Source organism: Shewanella sp. M-Br (assembly GCF_036245925.1).
Taxonomy (GTDB): Bacteria; Pseudomonadota; Gammaproteobacteria; order Enterobacterales; family Shewanellaceae; genus Shewanella; species Shewanella oncorhynchi.
In genome coordinates, this window is sequence record NZ_BJBV01000033.1 from 1 (window position 1) to 19,205 (window position 19,205).

The window sequence follows — 19,205 nt, forward strand, 5'->3', positions numbered from 1 at the left end:
AGTCTCAAAATTAAGTGTCCGATGGGATTAGACCAGAACATACTTTGGGTACCCGTTGAAGGAGAGAGGCATATTCCTGTGGGTGAGCGCCGTATAGGTACATCAATATTGTGGGAACCAGATCCGCACGAGTTGCAATTACTGCAACAGGATTGGGAAGAGATCATGGAGCTTATCGCTCTCGGAAAAGTAGAGAGGCTTACAGCGCGCCACGGCGAAGTGCTGCAATTGCGACCTAAGGCCGCGAATAGTAAGGCGTTAACACAAAGCATTGCCGAAGATGGTAGCCTCAAAATGACCAACCCTAGGGGCTTTTATTTAAAGACCAGTTTCACCGCTATGATACTTAATAAGGTATTTGGTTAATTTTTAGTAACGATATGGACTTGGATTGATCCAGATCACAAATTTCACTGGCACTAAGGTGACTCTTTTCTATAAACTACGGCATCCTGAAATCACAGCCGTATTCGGATACCAATCAAGCAGTGAGAGCACGTAGACAAGCGAAAAAACTCCTTTTTGCGATTTTAGCTTGGGCGATTGCCATGGCTGCATTCGTGTTTTTTCGATATGCCCAATCACCAGAGCTGCCCCAATGGGCGGTAAGTTCGGCTGATCTCGCAACACTTGCTATCTACATGGGGATAATTTTTGGCAGCTTACATTGGATGTCGAACGTCATTGCCGATTTCAGTGCAATCAATCGCCTCCCCTATGTGTTTTCAGTCATCTTTAAAGGCTTGTTTTTATTACTGGGTGCTACGACGTTAGCTTACATGACTCAGTTTTTAAATATGTGGGCCATCGAAAATCACATGTCAACCCTCAGACAAATGCTGACGGCGCACATTCTCTATAGTCCTTCATTCCAAGCATTGATCGTATATTTGGTCGTTGTACGAGTCAGCTTAGCTTTTGTCGAGCAAATGGCATTATTAGTCGGGCCGCGTATTTTACTCAACATAGGCCTTGGTAAATACCACAAGCCAAGATATGAGCAGCGCTTATTCCTCTATTTAGATATGGTCGCCTCAACCACACATGCCGAATCACTTGGCGATTACCGCTTTAGTCGATTGATCCAAGACAGCTTTAGTTTACTTTCAGATACTGTGTCCAATAACGAAGCTGAAATCTACCGCTATATGGGAGATGCAGTGCTGCTTCACTGGCCATTAGAAGAAGGGATAGTTCACGACCGCTGCATGAATATTTATTTTGAATTTAGCCAACAACTGAACTGGCAACGCCGCTACTTTGAAGAGCATTATGGCTTTGTGCCGAAATTTAAAGCGGCGGCCCATTGTGGACAAGTCGTCGCTGCAGTTGTTGGTGTACAGAAACAAGAAATTAGTTTCTTTAGTGACGTGCTCAATACCTTAGCAAGACTGCAAGATCAATGTAATCCACTAGGACAGCGCATGTTGATTTCGGGCGCACTCGCGGGACGTTTAGATAACCCCAACACTCAGTATCACCTATCAAATCTAGGCCCAGTCAAACTCAAAGGGAAACAACACTCAATTGAAGTGTTTGGCGTTTCCCCGCTTTGATTTGTAATCGACTTTAAGCTTTAGCTTGAATTAATGCTTTGCAGTTACAGTCAGTTTATTCCTCGTCCTTAGCTAATAATTTTTGGATCATTAACCCTAAAGTGCGAAAAGTTAAGATCCGACTGGTGGTTTGACGCCAGACCAGGCCGATATCACGGTAAGGTGCCTCACCCGGTGGCGTCATCACCACTAAATCTGTGTCATTCAAAATACCCGCGTCAATGGCCATTTGCGGAAGAAACGTGGTGCCCAGTTTACTGTTCACCATCTGCACTAAAGTATGCAAACTGGTGGCGGCAAACGGATTGACTTTCGCACTATCACCTAGCTGACATGCAGTAATAGCATGGCCTGTGATGCAATGCTCACTTTGCAGAAGAAAAATACTCTCGTCCGGCAGAGTTTGATAATCAATAGGTTGATGTATGCCACCCGCTAAATCTTTGTGGGCCACCATTTTGAAAGGATCTATGCCCACTTTCATGCTGTGGTAACCGCTTGTATCAACGGGTAGCGCTAGGATCAATAAGTCCAGCTCTCCTTTACCCAAAGCATCTAGCAAACGCTCAGTGGTATCTTCCTTCAATAATAAACTCATCGCCGGATAAGATTGCTGACACTGGCGGATCACACGACTCAATAGAAAAGGCGCTATGGTTGGAATACAGCCTAAGCGAATATCCCCCGTCATCGGCTCACCTTGATTTTTCACTAATTCCACCAAATCATCCACATCAGTGAGAATTTTACGGGCGCGCTGCACCACTTCTTCACCAATGGCGGTAAACATAAATGACTTATGGTCTCGCTCAATCAACTGATGCCCTAACTGCTCTTCTAGGTTTTGGATCCCACTTGAGAGCGTTGATTGACTGACGAAACACACCTTAGCGGCGCGGTTAAAATTCTGCTCTTGATGGAGATTCACCAAATAGAATAAGTTTTTTAAGCTAGGTAAACTTTTCATTTTCTCGATTGCCATGAAGGTTATGAATTAAGAAATTAAATCTACTTTAGCATAAGTGATGAGCAATAACGCGGCATAAGATATCAGGATTGTGACCCGAATCGATATTCAATCGGTTCGCCGTAAAACTTAAGTGGGAGTAACAAAATAAGATGGGAAAGCGCTAACAAGAAAATGTCGAAAACAATAAACTTAATCGTAAAACCAATGCAAGATTCACTCAATTGAGCGCAACAATAGACATTATTGCTGCGCCTTATCTTACCTTAGCAAGTAATATTTTAAGCTTTGGCTTGGAGGAATAACTTTAACTGTTGTAAATCTGCACTCGCGTGTTCAACGATGTCAGCAACCCAAGAGCCATGTTCAGCATCCCATCTTGCTTCTTCGCCATGCTGTAATAACTGGGCGATCTGCTGAATACGTTTTAACCCCACAGAACCTGCAGCACCTTTAAATTTATGTGCTTCTGAACATAAGGTATCTTTGTCTGCTGCGTCGTTAGCCTTCACTAGATTTCCAACATATTCAGGCATTAACTGCTCAAATAACACTACACTCTTGAGTAAGGTACCGGCACCAATGGCGCTGCAGTACTGTTCGAGAGTATTGAGATCTAGGATTGCTTCTAATTCAACTGTGGCCATAAGGCCTCCCTTAAGTGGTTCAATGCTTAAAACGAATTTATCACATGATACCCACTAAAATTGTCAGTGCAACTTATAGCGATATTCATGGTCTAATTCAGATTAAAATTAACAAAAAACAAACTAATAGTCGTAAATAAACGCTTACGACATAATAGCGACGACATAACATTTAGGGAGTAAATTTATCCCACTAACTTGCCTCTATCGTTGCGCTAATGCGTGCCCTTGTCCACCATAAAGCTGCAAATTATCCACAATCGCCACCAATCCATCCCAACGATAAGCACACCAATCGGGTGCTAATAGCATAGGTTTTTTCGCATAAGCGGTGACACGGTGAAAAATCACTTCCGCGGGAGTATGGCGGATCATCTCACCGACACTGTGGGCATAATCCTCAATACTCAATAAAGGTAAGCGCCCACTTCGCCACGACTTAGCCATAGTGCTACCTTCGACGATATGCAAAGGATGTAACTTCAAACCGTCAACACCCTGCTGCAATACAGCAGCTAAAGTCGCCATATAATCGCTATGGGTTTCATCGGGTAAGCCAAGAATAAGATGAGTGCACACCTTAAGACCGCGAGCTCTCGCCCTAGACACAGTGTCACAATAACAGGCGAAATCATGGCCACGGTTAATTCTACGCAGTGTTTCATCTTTGGCTGTTTGCAACCCGAGTTCTAACCACACATCGACACCATTTGCCTGATAACGCGCCAGTAAATCCAGTACATTATTCGGCACACAATCGGGGCGAGTTCCAACACATAAACCGACTATCTCGCCATCTTTAACCGCTTCATCGTACTTAGCCATTAACACTTGATATTCATCGTAAGTGCTAGTGTAGGCTTGAAAATAAGCAATAAATTTATCGGCTTGTGCCTGAGGCTTCGCCTCACGATAGCGGCTCTTACCCTGTTCAAGTTGCTCAGTAATACTCAATACATCGGCGGTTTGATGGCTAAATGACGCCACATTACAGAAAGTACAACCTCCACGCCCCAAAGTGCCGTCACGGTTAGGGCAAGTAAACTTGGCATCTATAGTGAGTTTTCGCAGTCGGGTGCCATATCGCGCCTTGCAAACAGCACCAAAGGTGTTCACATATGCATCAAGCCCCATCAGAGCACCCACCAAATTTCATATCGCTTCATTGAGAATAACCAAGATAAAATCATAAATAGAAAAGAAAATACGTGAACAAATAGAAGAAAAAGCTTAGTGTAAACAAGGTAGCGAGAGGTTTCTTGGCGCTACATCAAATTCCCGCCTGACTCATACCGTTATTATCATAAATGTGCGCATCCTCAAATTAGCCAGCTTACCGCTGAGATCTTGCTCACATCAGAAATGAATAACAATTCAACAATTTTAATTTTTTATCTATTTACTGTGTTTGCAATAAAAATCACTATTTCTAAATCAAAAACAATCCCACCAGCATGTTACACCTTGGTAAATTTTGAGTTTGATAGTTTTTAAAATTCTTTTTATTCATAATGTTATACAACACATTTTACTGTTGACGTTAACGTAAGGTAATTGTGATTTGTGTATGAAACATGAATTAATACCCATGTTTTATGCAAATTTTTGGTTTGACCTTTATTGAATCTCAGGCTAATTTGGGTGGTTCGGGTGCATATCTATAGAAAGTCTTTACATTTTCTCCCCGAGTAGTAATCAGTTGAGGTCTAGGGAGGTTTTTGTATGAGCTTATATCATCCCAGTTTTGAGCGGGACAATTGTGGTTTTGGGTTGATAGCACAGATGGATGGCGAAGCCAGCCACCGTATAGTGCGCACGGCAATCCATGGTCTAGATCGCATGAAGCACCGCGGGGGCATTGCCTCCGACGGTCGCACTGGCGACGGCTGTGGTTTATTAATGCAATTACCCGTGCAATTTTTTGAAGCGATTGCCGCGGAAAATGATTGGCATTTGAGCCGTAAATTTGCCGTAGGTATGCTGTTTTTAAGTCAAGATGATGAACTGGCTGACCAAGCCAAGTTTATTCTTGAGCGCGAACTCGAGCGTGAAACCTTAAGTATTGCAGGCTGGCGCAAGGTGCCTGTCAATCCCGATGTGTTAGGTGAAATTGGCAAGGCTAGCCTGCCACAAATCTATCAAGTGCTGATCAACGCCCCCATTGGCTGGCGTGAAAAAGACTTGGAACGTCGCCTTTATATGGCGCGTCGCCGCCTAGAGCAGCAGATCACCGACGACAAAGACTTCTATGTCGCAAGTTTGTCAGGCCAAGTTATCGTCTATAAAGGTCTGATGATGCCTGTGGACTTGCCCGCGTTTTATCCCGATCTCGCGGACATTCGCTTAAAAAGCTCTATATGCCTATTCCATCAACGTTTCTCAACAAATACTTCTCCTAAATGGCCATTAGCTCAGCCGTTTAGATATTTAGCCCATAACGGCGAAATCAATACGATTACGGGTAACCGTCAATGGGCTCGTGCCCGTGCCTATAAGTTTAATTCGCCGCTACTGCCAGATTTGCAGCAGGCCGCTCCCTTTGTGAATGAAACAGGCTCAGACTCTTCATCTTTAGATAACATGCTGGAAATGCTGTTATCTGGTGGCATGGACTTATACCGTGCCATGCGTCTATTGATCCCGCCTGCTTGGCAAAGTAATCCGGAAATGGATGACGAATTAAAAGCCTTCTACGACTTTAACTCTATGCACATGGAACCTTGGGATGGTCCGGCAGGTATTGTGATGACCAACGGTCGCCATGCCGCCTGCGCGGTTGACCGTAATGGTCTGCGTCCATCGCGTTATGTGATCACAAAAGATCGTATTTTGACCTTAGCTTCCGAAGTCGGAATTTGGGATTACGCCGCCGATGAAGTGATTGAAAAAGGCCGTGTTGGGCCTGGTGAATTGCTGGTATTAGATACCTTAAACGGTCGCCTGTACCAATCTTTTGAAATTGATAACGATCTTAAGCGCCGCCACCCCTATAAAGAGTGGATGGCGAAAAACAGCCGTACTTTAACGCCAGCGGAAGATTTAGCCTCTGAGCAGCACGGTGCCAGCGAGTTAAGTCCTGAACTATTGCTGCAATACCAAAAACAATTTGGCTATACCCGTGAGGAATTAGAACAAGTTATTTGGGTATTGGCGAAGCAAGGTGAAGAAGCCACAGGTTCTATGGGCGACGACACACCTATGGCAGTATTGTCGAAAAAGTCACGTTCACTGTATGACTATTTTAGGCAGAAATTTGCTCAAGTAACGAATCCACCTATTGACCCCTTACGTGAAAAGCACGTCATGTCATTGACCACTTGTATTGGTCGTGAACAGAACCTCTTCAATGAAACCACTGGGCATGCTTACCGGGTGATGTTCAATTCACCTATTTTATTATTCAGTGATTTTAACCAGTTACTGGGATTAGATAGCACTTACTATCGCGCCAATATTGTCGATTTAAATTACGAACCACAGGAAGGCTTAGAAAGCGCCATTCGCCGCATCACCGCCGAAGCCGAGCGTTTAGCCCGCAGCGGCACGACTTTGTTGATCCTTTCGGATAGAGCCATAGGTAAAACAGCGCAAGTGATCCCCGCAGCCATGGCGGTCGGTTCTGTGCAACAAATGCTGGTGAATAAGAGCCTGCGCTGCGACACCAACATTATTGTTGAAACCGCATCGGCGCGAGATCCGCATCACTTTGCTGTATTGCTTGGCTTTGGTGCCACGGCGATTTATCCGTATTTAGTGTATGAGTCAATTTCCGAACTGGCAAAACGCCATGACTTAACCGATACCACGGCATTGATGTTGAACTTCCGCTACGGCATCGAAAAAGGCTTGCGTAAGATCATGTCCAAAATGGGCATCAGCACTGTCGGCTCTTATCGTTGCAGCCAACAATTTGAAGCCATAGGCATTGCCAGCGAAGTGATCGAACTGTGTTTTAAAGGCGTAATTAGCCGCATCGAGGGTGCAGGCTTTGCAGACATCGCCCAAGACCAAGCTATTCTGCACAAAGCGGCCTACCGTGCCCATGTGCCATTACCGCAAGGTGGCCTGCTGAAATACGTTGAGGGTGGTGAGTATCACTGCTTCAACCCTGATGTGGTCAACACCTTGCAAGCGTCATTGATTGACAAAGATTTTGCGAGCTATAAAAAATTCGCCGAACTCGTCGACAATCGTCCCGTGGCCACACTGCGTGACTTAATCGGTATTAAGGGCGCGCAAACATCGATTAATGTCGCCGATGTAGAAGCGGCATCAAATCTATATTCACGTTTTGACAGCGCCGCCATGAGCATCGGCGCCTTGAGCCCTGAAGCCCATGAAGCGCTGGCTATCGCGATGAACCGCTTAGGTGGCCGCTCGAACTCAGGTGAAGGTGGTGAGGATGCACGCCGCTTTAATACTGAACGCAACTCTGCTATTAAACAGATTGCCTCGGCACGCTTTGGCGTCACGGCGCATTATTTAGTTAATGCCGATGTGTTGCAGATTAAAGTCGCCCAAGGGGCAAAACCCGGTGAAGGTGGTCAGTTACCCGGCCATAAAGTCAGCGTTGAAATCGCCGGACTGCGTCATGCACGTCCTGGTGTGACCTTGATTTCACCGCCACCGCACCACGATATTTACTCTATCGAAGATTTAGCCCAGCTGATTTTCGACTTGAAGCAAATCAACACTAAAGCACTGATTTCAGTGAAACTCGTGTCAGAACCCGGTGTAGGGACCATCGCCACTGGTGTGGCCAAAGCCTATGCGGACATGATCACGATTTCAGGGTATGACGGCGGCACAGGTGCTAGCCCAATTACCTCAGTGAAATATGCGGGCAGTCCATGGGAGCTAGGGTTAGCCGAGGTGCATCAATCGCTAGTAGAAAATGGTCTACGCCATAAAATTCGCCTGCAAGTCGATGGCGGCTTAAAAACCGGTACCGATGTGATTAAAGCCGCGTTATTGGGCGCCGAAAGCTTTGGTTTTGGTACTGTGCCTATGATCGCCCTAGGTTGTAAATACCTGCGTATTTGCCACTTGAACAACTGTGCGACTGGCGTAGCAACGCAAGATAAAAACCTGCGCGACAACCATTACCATGGTCTGCCAGAGCGAGTGATGACTTACTTTGAGTTTGTTGCACAGGAAGTTCGTGAATGGATGGCGACCTTAGGGGTGAGCAAGTTTGAAGACCTCGTCGGTCGCAGCGAATGGTTATATGCCCTCGAAGGCCAAACCGCGAAGCAACAAGGCTTAGATCTGTCACCGATTTTGTATCAACCCAAAGTGCCAGCAACCTCGTCACGCACTTGGCAAGAAACCAATCCACCGGCGGATTTAGGGCTGCTTAACCAGCATTTATTAAACGAATGCCAAAGCGCCGTCGATAAGGGCGAGAGTTTCGATGCTGCTTACAGCATCAACAACACCGACCGTTCCGTTGGCGCGACGTTGTCAGGCTATATCGCGAGCACACTCGGCGTCAAAGGCACCAAAGCGCCGGTCAAACTGAGCTTTAACGGCAGTGCCGGCCAAAGCTTTGGCGTGTGGAACAGCCCAGGCCTTGAGTTAAAACTCTGCGGCGATGCCAACGACTATGTGGGTAAAGGCATGTCTGGCGGCCAGATTGTCATATACCCGCCTATTGGCAGCCCGTTCCAAAGTGAGCGCAGCGCCATTGTCGGTAACACGTGTCTTTACGGCGCGACGGGCGGCAAGTTCTTCGCCGCAGGTCAAGCGGGCGAGCGTTTTGCAGTCCGTAACTCTGGGGCGATTGCTGTGGTTGAAGGGCTTGGCGATAACGGCTGCGAATACATGACCAGCGGCATTGTGGTTGTCCTTGGTAAAACAGGGGTGAACTTCGGCGCTGGGATGACAGGCGGTTTTGCCTATGTATTCGATCAATTCGGCCGCTTCAATCGCCGTGTGAACACTGAGCTTGTCGATACTCAAAAACTCGAATCACCTATTCATCAACAACATTTGAAAGGTCTGATTGAAGCCCACGTGGCCGAAACGGGCAGCGAACATGCCAAGATGATCTTAAGTGATTTTGGTAACTGGTTAGATTGCTTCGTATTAGTAAAACCTAAAAATATTGCCGTGGCCGATCTACTCAAGTTAGAGAAATCGAGCCCAGAATTAGTTGTAAAAGCGGGGTAATGGCGCATGAGTAACGATTTTCAATTTATTGAAGTGGGTCGTAAAGACCCCACCAAACACCCTGCGGCTAAACGTGCGACTCAGTTTATTGAGATTTATCAGCCTTTTGCTCAACCAGAAGTGGCACAGCAAGCGGATCGCTGTTTAGATTGCGGCAATCCTTATTGTGAGTGGAAATGTCCGCTACACAATTATATTCCTAACTGGCTCAAGCTAGCGGAGCAAGGTCGCATCATGGAAGCGGCGGATTTAGTGCATGAGACCAACACTCTGCCCGAAATCTGCGGCCGTGTTTGTCCACAGGACAGACTCTGCGAAGGCGCTTGTACCCTTAACGACGACTTTGGTGCTGTCACTATCGGTAACGTTGAAAAATACATTACCGACACAGCCATCGCCCAAGGCTGGCGCCCCGATATGAGCAAGGTCACGCCGCGCGCTGAACGAGTGGCGATTGTCGGTGCGGGTCCTGCGGGGTTGGGCTGCGCGGATATTCTGTCTCGCAACGGTGTTAAAGCCGTGGTCTTTGATAAATATCCACAAATTGGTGGTCTACTCACCTACGGTATTCCGTCTTTTAAACTCGACAAAGCCGTTATGGCGACCCGTCGCAGTGTATTAGAAGGCATGGGCATTGAGTTCAAACTCGGTGTCACTGTCGGTAAGGACATCCCATTTACTAAACTGCTCGAAGAATACGATGCAGTCTTCCTCGGCATGGGCACCTATACCGCGATGAAAGCAGGCCTTGAGGGTGAAGATGCCCAAGGCGTATACCAAGCCCTGCCCTATTTGATTGGTAACACCCATCATTTAATGGGCACTCAGAATGCTGAAACGCCCTACCTGAACCTTGAAGGTAAACGTGTGGTGGTATTAGGCGGTGGTGATACTGCGATGGATTGTGTGCGCACAGCCGTCAGACAAGGTGCCAGCAGCGTAGTCTGTGCTTACCGCCGGGACGAGGCCAACATGCCAGGCTCACGTCGTGAAGTGCAAAATGCGCGGGAGGAAGGAGTTAACTTCTTGTTTAACCGTCAACCTGTGGCGATTAAAACCCAAGATGGCAAAGTGATCGGCATTGAATGCGTTGAAACCGCCATGGGCAAGGCCGATGCAAGCGGTCGTCAACGCGCCGAAGCGATTGCGGGGAGCGAACAGTTGCTCGAAGCTGATGCGATTATTATTGCCTTTGGTTTCCAACCTAGCCCAGCACCTTGGTTTGCCGAGCATGGTATCGAGCTCGATCAATGGGGCCGAGTTAAAGCGAGTAAGTTAGACGAAAATCCATTCCAAACCACCAACCCGAAAGTGTTTGCCGGTGGTGATATGGTGCGCGGTTCTGACTTAGTCGTGACAGCCATTGCCGAAGGTCGCGATGCCGCCCAAGGTATTCTTAATTACTTAGACTAAGTGCTATAGATTAAGCGCCAATGTGTTTGTTTTATCGCTAAAAAACTGTTTTACCGCTGTCATTTAACAAGCACTGCAATGGCTGGACTTAGGCAAACAAGTCCAGCCTTTTTTTTGTGATTTGTCGCCATCGGTTGATGGAAAAATAGATAAGTAAAATAGACAGATGAAATAGATAGATAAAAGTGCACCTCTTAGGGGTGCACTTTTCCGTTAACCCTCCCGCGTTTTACCCCGCGATTATCAAGCAATCCCAATCTCGCCATAACGACTGCATAAAACTGTGTGGTATATTAGCCAGCATTCCCATGTCCCACTCTTTAAGTGTTGAATCAAAAAGGTCTCCCATGAAAATTGGAATTATTGGCGCAATGGAGCCAGAAGTCGCTCACCTGATCGCCGCCATGACAAATGCGACATCGCAAACCATTGCTGGTATTGAATTTATTGCTGGTACACTCGCAGGTAAAGACGTAGTCGTGACTCGCTCAGGCATAGGTAAAGTCGCCGCAAGTATTGCGACCACACTACTCATCGAAAAATATGCGCCGGATGCGGTGATCAATACTGGTTCTGCCGGTGGTTTTGTGGATTCACTGGCCATTGGCGATATCGTGATTTCTTCTGAAGTGCGTCACCATGATGTGGATGTCACGGCCTTTGGGTATGAAATTGGCCAAATGGCGCAGCAACCAGCTGCGTTTATTCCTGCCGCACATTTAGTTGAAGCCGCCAACAAAGCGATTGCTCAACTGGGTGAAGTCAAAGCGATTGAAGGTTTGATTTGTACTGGCGATAGCTTTATTTGCGATCCTGTTCGCACCCAAGCCATGCTCAAAAACTTTCCTACTATGGCTGCCTGTGAGATGGAAGGCGCGGCAATCGCTCAAGTTTGTCATCAGTTTGGAGTGCCATTTGTGGTGATCCGCTCTTTATCGGATAACGCCAACAATGACTCGCCAGTGGATTTCGACTCTTATATTGTCAAAGCGGGTTATCACTCGGCTCTGATGGTGATGTTGCTGCTTGAGCAACTGAATCCTAGCGCAATAAAATAATCACTTAAGTGGAAAGTACCGAATGCACACCTCTTTTTATCAACAACTTGTCGAGATAGATGGCGCTTTGTTTGAAGGCTTTTTGGTACTTTTTTTTGCTTTGTTATTGGCGCGGTTAGCGCCATTACCACGGGAAATGCAGCCGCTTATTTGGTTTGGCCATTTAGCTAAGCAACTCGCCGCCAAGGTAAATCGCCCAGAACGCTCTCCAAGCCAACAAGCCACAGCAGGCTTTTTAGCTATGATGCTGTTACTGTTTCCGTTTTGGGCCATTATCACCTTTTTGCTCGAACTGGCCGCCTTTCCATGGTTTTTCGAATTTTTGGTGCTTTATCTGTGTTTAACCGATGCAGGGTTTAGCCAAGTTGCCGATGAAATCGCTAAGGCCTTAAAACGTGGAGATAATGCCAGCGCAAAAAAGCTTTTACAGCCTTGGGTGGTGCGCGATACCGATAGTTTGTCGGAAATCGGCCTAGCCAAAGCCACCATAGAAAAACTCGCCACTGCACCTATTTACGGCACAGCATCGACCATTTTCTTTTTCGCTATTGCTGGAGCACCGCTAGTGCTAGCTGTGCGAATGCTCAAACAACTCGAATTGAGCTGGCCGCCCATTCAACCAAAGTATCAACATTTCTGCAGTACTGTGAATGGTGTATCCATTATCTTGCTGGCGATTCCGGCTTGGTTGTGGAGCCTGTCGCTCGCCATTCAAGGCGGGCCTAAGGCGTTTGCAAAACTTTTTAGAGCCCCTAAAAATCATCACGCTATTCGAGGTTATGTTCTCAGTGTGAATCTCGTGGCCAGTATTTTGAGAATCGAGCTCGGTGGACCACAGAAGTTTGCTGGCGTGCGTATCAATGTGGATAAATTATGCTACGGTCCGCAGCCAATCAGTGATGACATCACGCCTGCAATTAAGCTGACCTCACGTGCCTGTGCTATCTGGTTTAGCTTTATCATTATACTGCCCTTGTTATGGGCAAGTTTACGTTGGTTACAAAGCCTGTGATATGATGCCGCATTATCTCAACGTGAAGTTAAAGGCTGACCATCTTGCTCGAAAACATGCATGTTTCATTAACAACGCCTGCGTTGTTATTTCCTGCTATCTCATTGTTACTATTAGCTTATACCAATCGTTTTTTTGCCTTAGCCGCATTAATCCGAAATTTAAGTAATGGTGAAAAACCCGTACATAAAGATCAAATTAAGAACCTGAGCCAGCGTATTACCATCATTCGTCGAATGCAGGAAGCAGGCGTGTCAAGCTTTGCCCTATGCGTACTGTGTATGATTTTTATCTATATCGGCTTTAATAAAACCGGCTCAGTGATTTTTGGCGCTAGCCTACTGCTCTTGCTCTATTCACTGATTTTATCTGTGATTGAAATCCGCATCTCTGTTGACGCATTAAATATCCATATCAAAGAGATGAGTAAATGAGCCAGTGGATCTACTTTTTTGATTTATGGGGTACCGCTGTATTTGCATTATCCGGCGCACTTGCCGCTGGACGCCATAGAATGGACCCCTTTGGCGTTATCGTGCTCGCCTCGGTTACCGCTGTCGGTGGTGGCAGTATTCGTGATGCCTTAATTGGTGCAACGCCAGTGTTCTGGATCCGCGACCCGAATTACATCATAGTGATCCTCGCGACCGTGTTCGTCTGTTTGCTATTAGTCCGTCGCCCTCGTAAGGTACCCGAGTATATTTTACCCGTCGCAGATGCCTTTGGATTGGCCCTCTTTACCGTGATAGGTGCTGAAAAGGCCCTCAATATGGGCTTGAGTGGGATGATTGCCGTCGTAATGGGCTTGATCACAGGCGTGGGAGGAGGCATTATTCGAGACTTACTGTGTAGACAAGTTCCTATGGTCTTACGCACAGAAGTCTATGCCACAGCTTCGATCATAGGTGGTATAGGCTATACCGTGAGCTTAGCCTACGGTATGGGCGAAAAAATGGCGCTGTTTCTGGCGATGGCCAGTGCCCTGTTAATCCGCTTAAGTGCCATCAAGTGGCATCTTTCATTACCGGCCTTTGATCTCAAGACCAAGAGGGAATAGTTTGCGAATATTGTGTTTTATTTTGTGCCTCATTTTTGTTCCAGCCCTCAATCCTGCAGCGGCGCAAGCCAACTCAGGTGAAATGCCACAAGAACAGCAGTTAGCCGTAAAATATATGAATGCGCTGACTGAACACGACTATAAGACACTGCGAAAATTCTATAACCGCGAAAGCGTCTTCTTCGACAAAACCGCCAACCGCAAATACACCGGCGGCCGCTTCATCATCGACTTCCTTGAGCGCGCCCACGAGGGCGTGCTCGAGTACAACTTCAACATAGAACATATGTATAACGCAGGCTCTTTAGTGGTGATGATAGGTAACTACCATTTCAAGGGTCCAGGTGAACAATTTGGCAAACCGGGGAAAATCATCGATGTTGCGATACCTGGTGTAACAAGCCTTAAGATCGACATGCTCAATCGCAGAGTAACGGAACATGTCGACCTAATCGATTACCAGACCATGTCAGACCAATTAGCGATGCAGTAGTCACAAAATTTATCCGTCTTTGAAACTTGATCCCTAAAAACGAGTCGAAACTAACAATGAGTCAATACCACTGCGTATTTCACCTTTGAAAAATTGACTGAGCCGTTTCGTTTCAATGAGGTTTGTATGAAGTTTTTTGGATTGATAGCCCTACTCGCCCTTAATGGCTTAATACTGGCCCCCAAAGCACAGGCCTTACAGCCCATTATCGTTTCCTACGCCGTTCAGCCAGTAAGCCATTTTAATCAACAACTACGTACCGCTCAGGCGCAACATCAGCCTTGGTCGGAAGATCCCAATAAAATCAGCAGCCAATATGCAGGCAACAAATTTACCTTAGTGCGAACTCAAACCAATAAAGACGGCATTTTAACCTATCAAGTGAGCGAGCTTTCCAAGCAGCATCCACAGATGCTGTTGATTATCTCACTGAAACAAAACGCTAAACTTTGGCAGGTAAGTTCGGCCCAATTGGCATGGAAATGCAGTGGTGGGCAACACTTTGGCACCGACAGATGTAATATCGCCGAGCATGAGGCCAGCACAGCGCCTTAACCTTGTATTATCAAAAGATTCAAAAACAAAGAGCGCCCTAAGGCGCTCTTTTTGTTCGTTTAAACTTACTGTAGCGTAAACCTAACTAAACCAACGTCACTATACCAAAGTCACTTTGGCAAACTTACGTTTACCGACTTGGAATACAGCAACAGTACCCGCTAACAAAGTCACACGGCTATCTTCTAGTTTTTCGCCGTCCATCTTTACCGCGCCTTGCTTGATCATCCGCATCGCTTCTGAAGTCGATGACACTAAGTCCGCGTCTTTCAACAGATTGGCAATCGCAATACCTTCACCCGCAGCTAACTCAATTTCTTCGATATCATCGGGGATCATGCCCTTAGAACGATCGACAAAGGCTTGATGCGCACTTTCGGCAGACGCTGCATCGTGGAAACGTGTGATAATTTCCTTAGCTAAGGCGATTTTAATGTCACGTGGGTTAGACCCATTCGCCACATCTTGCTTAAACTGTTCAATTTCAGCCAGTGGGCGGAATGACAGCAGTTCAAAGTAGCGCCACATCAAGTCATCCGAAATTGACATCAGCTTGCCAAACATTTCGTTGGCAGGTTCGCTCACGCCAATATAGTTATGCGCCGATTTAGACATTTTCTTCACGCCGTCTAAACCTTCAAGCAGCGGCATCATGATCACAGCTTGTGGCTTTTGGCCTTCGGCTTTTTGCAGTTCACGGCCCATTAACAGGTTGAACTTTTGATCTGTACCACCCAGCTCAACATCGGCCTGTAGCGCAACTGAGTCATAGCCCTGAAGTAAAGGATACATAAACTCATGAATCGCAATCGACTGACCCGAGGCATAACGCTTCTTAAAGTCATCGCGCTCCATCATACGAGCCACAGTTTGCTTAGACGCGAGACGGATCATACCTGCGGCGCCCAATGGCTCTAACCAGCTTGAGTTGAATTCGATACGAGTCTTAGCAGGATCGAGGATCTTATAAACCTGTTCTTTATAGGTTTCTGCGTTTGCTAAAACTTGTTCACGGGTGAGCGGCGGACGTGTGCTATTTTTACCACTTGGGTCCCCCACCATACCAGTAAAGTCACCAATCAAAAAAATGACTTCATGACCTAACTCTTGGAATAATCTTAATTTATTTAAGATTACTGTATGTCCAAGATGGATATCCGGAGCGGTAGGGTCAGCGCCTAACTTAATACGGAGTGGACGTCCTTCTTTGAGTTTTTCCAGCAGATCCGCTTCGAGTAAAATCTCATCGGTACCACGTCTAATTTCTGCTAATACTTGGTCTAAATCAGCCATCTCGGCAGGGACTCCTAAGGCCATGATCATAAAATGAAGAGACTTATGTTACTTGTTAGCCACCACAATTGAAAGTGTGTACACTAACGGGATTATTTAAGTCTCTGGTTATTGGTATCGGCGTCAATGGGAAAGGTTATAACGTTATTTAAATTGTTGCCTAAAAAGCATCAAATTCTCCTTAGCATTCTTTCAGTTATCACAATGATAACCATGCTTCTACCTTCTGAAGAAGCGCAAGCTTCAAGACAAACCACTAGCATTGATGACCAAGCTCAAATCAACACCCGTTATGATGTGCCCTTAGCTTTTCGCTCGCCTGAACGCCCTGAGTTGCCAGAAGGTCAAACAGATAATGCTCCGACAACAGCTGAACCATTATCTTCACCCGATGCGCTTGCTGCTGATGGAGCTAATAATCAAGCCGCAGGATCCCACGAAAGCGCTCTCCACAGAGATGTCGAACATTTTAACGTCAAAAATGGTGATACTTTAGCCGCGGTATTTGATCGCGCAGGCTTAACCAGCAAAGACGTTTATGAAATAACCCAGTTGCCTTTAGCCAAGCAAAACTTACTTAAGATAATGCCGGGCGAAGAAATTGTGATTTCAAAGGATGCAAACAGTAATTTGACTGAAGTACGTTATCGGGTCGATGCTATTTCCACGCTAGTCATCACTAAAAGCCAAGAGCAATACAACGAAAAAATCTCCGAAAAGGATGTGGAAATCCGCAACCATTTCACCAGTGCCAAAATTAAGAGCAATTTCTGGAATGCCGCCGTGGATGCGGGCATGTCTGCCAACCAGATATTACAATTATCGACCGTATTCGGCTGGGATATCGACTTTGCCTTAGACTTACGCGAAGGCGACAGCTTCGCCATTATTTACGAGCAAGAATATGCCGATGGTGAATTTTTGCGTAATGGCAATATCTTAGCTGCAGAATTTGTTAACCAAGATGAACGCTATACTGCCATTCGCTATACCGACGGTAACTACTATTCCGAAAATGGAACTAGTATGCGTAAAGCCTTCCTGCGCTCACCGGTCGATTTTAAGTATGTCAGCTCCAACTTTAACCCAAGACGTTTGCACCCAGTGACAGGCCAAGTCAAAGCCCATCGGGGTGTAGACTATGTCGCAGCCATTGGCACGCCCATTAAAGCTGCGGGTAGTGGACGCGTTATTGAGTCTGGTTATAATCAATTCAACGGTAACTATGTGTTTATTAAACATAACGATACCTATACCACCAAATATCTACACCTCACAAAACGTAATGTCAGCAAAGGCGCCAACGTTAAGCAAGGACAAATTATTGGTACTTTAGGTAAAACAGGCCGTGTCACAGGGGCTCATTTACATTACGAATTTATCGTCAATGGCGTACACCGCAACCCGAGAACGATTACGCTACCGAAATCCGAATCAATTGCGAGAAAAGAAAAAAATCAATTCGATGCACTTAGCAAGCAATTGATGACTACACTTTCGCAAAACAAGCAAACGCAATTGGCAATGCAATAACGACGGATGGATTCCTCCCAATGAAAAACGCTTATTATATTGGACTTATGTCAGGCACCAGCATGGACGGTGTCGATGCAGTATTGGTCGACTTTTCTGGCGCGCAGCCGCAGCTTATCGCCAGTCATACCGAAGCTATTCCGAGCCATTTACTCAAAGGTCTACAGCGCCTGTGCTTACCCAGCTCAGATGAAATTAACCGCCTCGGCCGTTTAGATCGAAATGTGGGTCAGCTGTTTGCCTTAGCAGTCAATAATCTGATGGCTAAATGTGCTATTGCGAAAGAAGATATCATCGCCATTGGTAGCCATGGTCAAACTGTGCGCCATATGCCAAACCTCGAAGTGGGTTTTACCTTACAAATTGGCGATCCTAATACTATTGCGACCGAAACAGGCATAGATGTCATTGCCGATTTTCGTCGCAAAGATATTGCCCTTGGTGGACAAGGTGCGCCCTTAGTACCCGCATTCCACCAGCAAACCTTTGCCCAAGTCGGTAAAAAACGTGTCATCCTCAATATTGGTGGTATTGCCAATATCACCTATCTGCCGGGCAATAGTGAAGAAGTCTTAGGCTTTGATACAGGGCCAGGCAACACCTTAATTGATGCCTGGATGCAACAGGTTAAAAGTGAACCCTTCGATAAAAATGGCGAATGGGCTGCATCCGGGAAAACTGATCAAAGCTTATTAACTCAGTTGCTTTCGCATCCGTATTTTTCCCTTGCTTACCCTAAAAGCACTGGTCGCGAACTGTTTAACCAAGCTTGGTTAGAGCAGCAATTATCGCCCTTTAATCATTTAGATGAAGAAGATATTCAATCAACTTTATTGGATTTAACCTGCCACAGCATAGCCCAAGACATTATAAAACTATCCAATGAAGGAGAATTATTCGTCTGTGGCGGCGGTGCATTTAATGGTCAACTGATGCAGCGTCTTGCAGCCTTATTACCAGGTTATAAGCTGGATACTACCTCGGCCCTTGGCGTCGATCCTAAGTGGGCAGAAGGCATCGCCTTTGCCTGGCTCGCCATGCGCAATCACTTAGGTTTACCCGCTAATCTCCCTGCAGTAACAGGCGCCTCCCGCGAAGCCGTACTCGGCGGACGATTTAGCGCTAAGTAATTGGCCTTCGCAAAATACTCAAGCGATAACCTAAACAAGAGCTTCTACATGAAGCTCTTGTTGTCTTTAAAAGAAAAACTAATCTTTCCCCCCTCTTCCTGCCTAAATTTATCAAGAAAATCAGCAGCTATTTTAAAGCCATCTATTCTTAATTACTGAAGCATTTAGTGACAGAAGCATTTGTAAAAAAGTTTCGTCACTGAAGCTTAATCAAGTCTCACTATAGTAAAAACGGATACAGCATATTGCTCTAAACAGCTCAAACACTTAGGAATAGCCTCATAGGCGTCCAATAAGAAACTGGTTTTAAGGGAACTCAT

Annotated in this window: 16 protein-coding genes; 12 read left to right on the forward strand and 4 right to left on the reverse strand. The window is 46.1% G+C overall.

Annotated elements, in window-relative coordinates; translation table 11 throughout:
* Together AAA952_RS20820 and AAA952_RS20825 are read left to right on the forward strand one after the other, a co-directional pair.
* The coding region (locus AAA952_RS20820; protein WP_338259337.1) for a MutH/Sau3AI family endonuclease at window positions 1-366 on the forward strand (366 nt) is incomplete at its 5' end.
* A 122-nt stretch (window positions 367-488) separates the two neighbouring features.
* Window positions 489-1,556, forward strand: coding sequence for an adenylate/guanylate cyclase domain-containing protein (locus AAA952_RS20825; RefSeq protein WP_105249866.1), 1,068 nt, complete (start codon window positions 489-491; stop codon window positions 1,554-1,556).
* Between the two features lie 55 nt (window positions 1,557-1,611).
* Here the strand turns inward: AAA952_RS20825 and oxyR are convergent, their stop codons facing one another.
* The 3 genes from oxyR to AAA952_RS20840 all read right to left on the reverse strand — a co-directional run bounded on the left by oxyR (window position 1,612) and on the right by AAA952_RS20840 (window position 4,304).
* Window positions 1,612-2,523, reverse strand: a complete 912-nt coding sequence (gene oxyR / locus AAA952_RS20830; protein ID WP_028760839.1) for a hydrogen peroxide-inducible genes transcriptional activator OxyR — start codon at window positions 2,521-2,523, stop codon at window positions 1,612-1,614.
* 281 nt (window positions 2,524-2,804) lie between these two features.
* A complete protein-coding gene (locus AAA952_RS20835) occupies window positions 2,805-3,170 on the reverse strand; it encodes an Hpt domain-containing protein (RefSeq protein WP_028760840.1) in 366 nt (121 codons plus the stop codon).
* Between the two features lie 204 nt (window positions 3,171-3,374).
* Window positions 3,375-4,304, reverse strand: coding sequence for a TIGR01212 family radical SAM protein (locus tag AAA952_RS20840; RefSeq protein ID WP_219252997.1), 930 nt, complete (start codon window positions 4,302-4,304; stop codon window positions 3,375-3,377).
* A gap of 588 nt (window positions 4,305-4,892) precedes the next feature.
* On the opposite strand from AAA952_RS20840, the gene gltB reads away from it, so the two are divergent.
* The 8 genes from gltB (at window position 4,893) to AAA952_RS20880 (ending at window position 14,929) form a co-directional block, all read left to right on the forward strand.
* Window positions 4,893-9,341, forward strand: coding sequence for a glutamate synthase large subunit (gene gltB, locus AAA952_RS20845; RefSeq protein ID WP_338259342.1), 4,449 nt, complete (start codon window positions 4,893-4,895; stop codon window positions 9,339-9,341).
* 6 nt (window positions 9,342-9,347) lie between these two features.
* Window positions 9,348-10,754: an FAD-dependent oxidoreductase gene (locus tag AAA952_RS20850; RefSeq protein ID WP_338259343.1), complete on the forward strand. Its 1,407-nt coding sequence runs from the start codon at window positions 9,348-9,350 to the stop codon at window positions 10,752-10,754.
* Window positions 10,755-11,101: 347 nt separating this feature from the next.
* Window positions 11,102-11,812 carry a 5'-methylthioadenosine/adenosylhomocysteine nucleosidase gene (locus tag AAA952_RS20855; RefSeq protein WP_173246143.1) on the forward strand — a complete coding sequence of 237 codons (711 nt, stop codon included), beginning with the start codon at window positions 11,102-11,104 and terminating at the stop codon, window positions 11,810-11,812.
* 22 nt (window positions 11,813-11,834) lie between these two features.
* Entirely contained in the window at window positions 11,835-12,824 is a 990-nt protein-coding gene (locus AAA952_RS20860) for a cobalamin biosynthesis protein CobD/CbiB (protein WP_338259344.1), read from the forward strand.
* Between the two features lie 56 nt (window positions 12,825-12,880).
* Entirely contained in the window at window positions 12,881-13,258 is a 378-nt protein-coding gene (locus tag AAA952_RS20865; protein ID WP_012088590.1) for a DUF2721 domain-containing protein, read from the forward strand.
* Window positions 13,255-13,881, forward strand: a complete 627-nt coding sequence (locus AAA952_RS20870; RefSeq protein WP_338259347.1) for a trimeric intracellular cation channel family protein — start codon at window positions 13,255-13,257, stop codon at window positions 13,879-13,881. Before AAA952_RS20865 ends, AAA952_RS20870 begins: the two co-directional genes overlap by 4 nt.
* 1 nt (window position 13,882) lies before the next feature.
* Window positions 13,883-14,374: a nuclear transport factor 2 family protein gene (locus tag AAA952_RS20875; protein WP_028760847.1), complete on the forward strand. Its 492-nt coding sequence runs from the start codon at window positions 13,883-13,885 to the stop codon at window positions 14,372-14,374.
* 126 nt (window positions 14,375-14,500) lie between these two features.
* On the forward strand, window positions 14,501-14,929 hold the full coding sequence (locus AAA952_RS20880; RefSeq protein WP_113940677.1) for a hypothetical protein: 429 nt from the start codon (window positions 14,501-14,503) through the stop codon (window positions 14,927-14,929).
* Between the two features lie 99 nt (window positions 14,930-15,028).
* Here AAA952_RS20880 and tyrS read toward each other — a convergent pair whose 3' ends face one another.
* Window positions 15,029-16,222 (reverse strand): tyrosine--tRNA ligase, encoded by a 1,194-nt coding sequence (gene tyrS / locus AAA952_RS20885; protein ID WP_219250080.1) that lies wholly within the window; start codon window positions 16,220-16,222, stop codon window positions 15,029-15,031.
* 126 nt (window positions 16,223-16,348) lie between these two features.
* Between tyrS and AAA952_RS20890 the strand changes: the two genes are divergently transcribed.
* Entirely contained in the window at window positions 16,349-17,755 is a 1,407-nt protein-coding gene (locus AAA952_RS20890; RefSeq protein ID WP_338259352.1) for a peptidoglycan DD-metalloendopeptidase family protein, read from the forward strand.
* 20 nt (window positions 17,756-17,775) lie between these two features.
* Entirely contained in the window at window positions 17,776-18,885 is a 1,110-nt protein-coding gene (locus tag AAA952_RS20895) for an anhydro-N-acetylmuramic acid kinase (RefSeq protein ID WP_263236505.1), read from the forward strand.
* The last annotated feature ends 320 nt before the right edge of the window (window positions 18,886-19,205 follow it).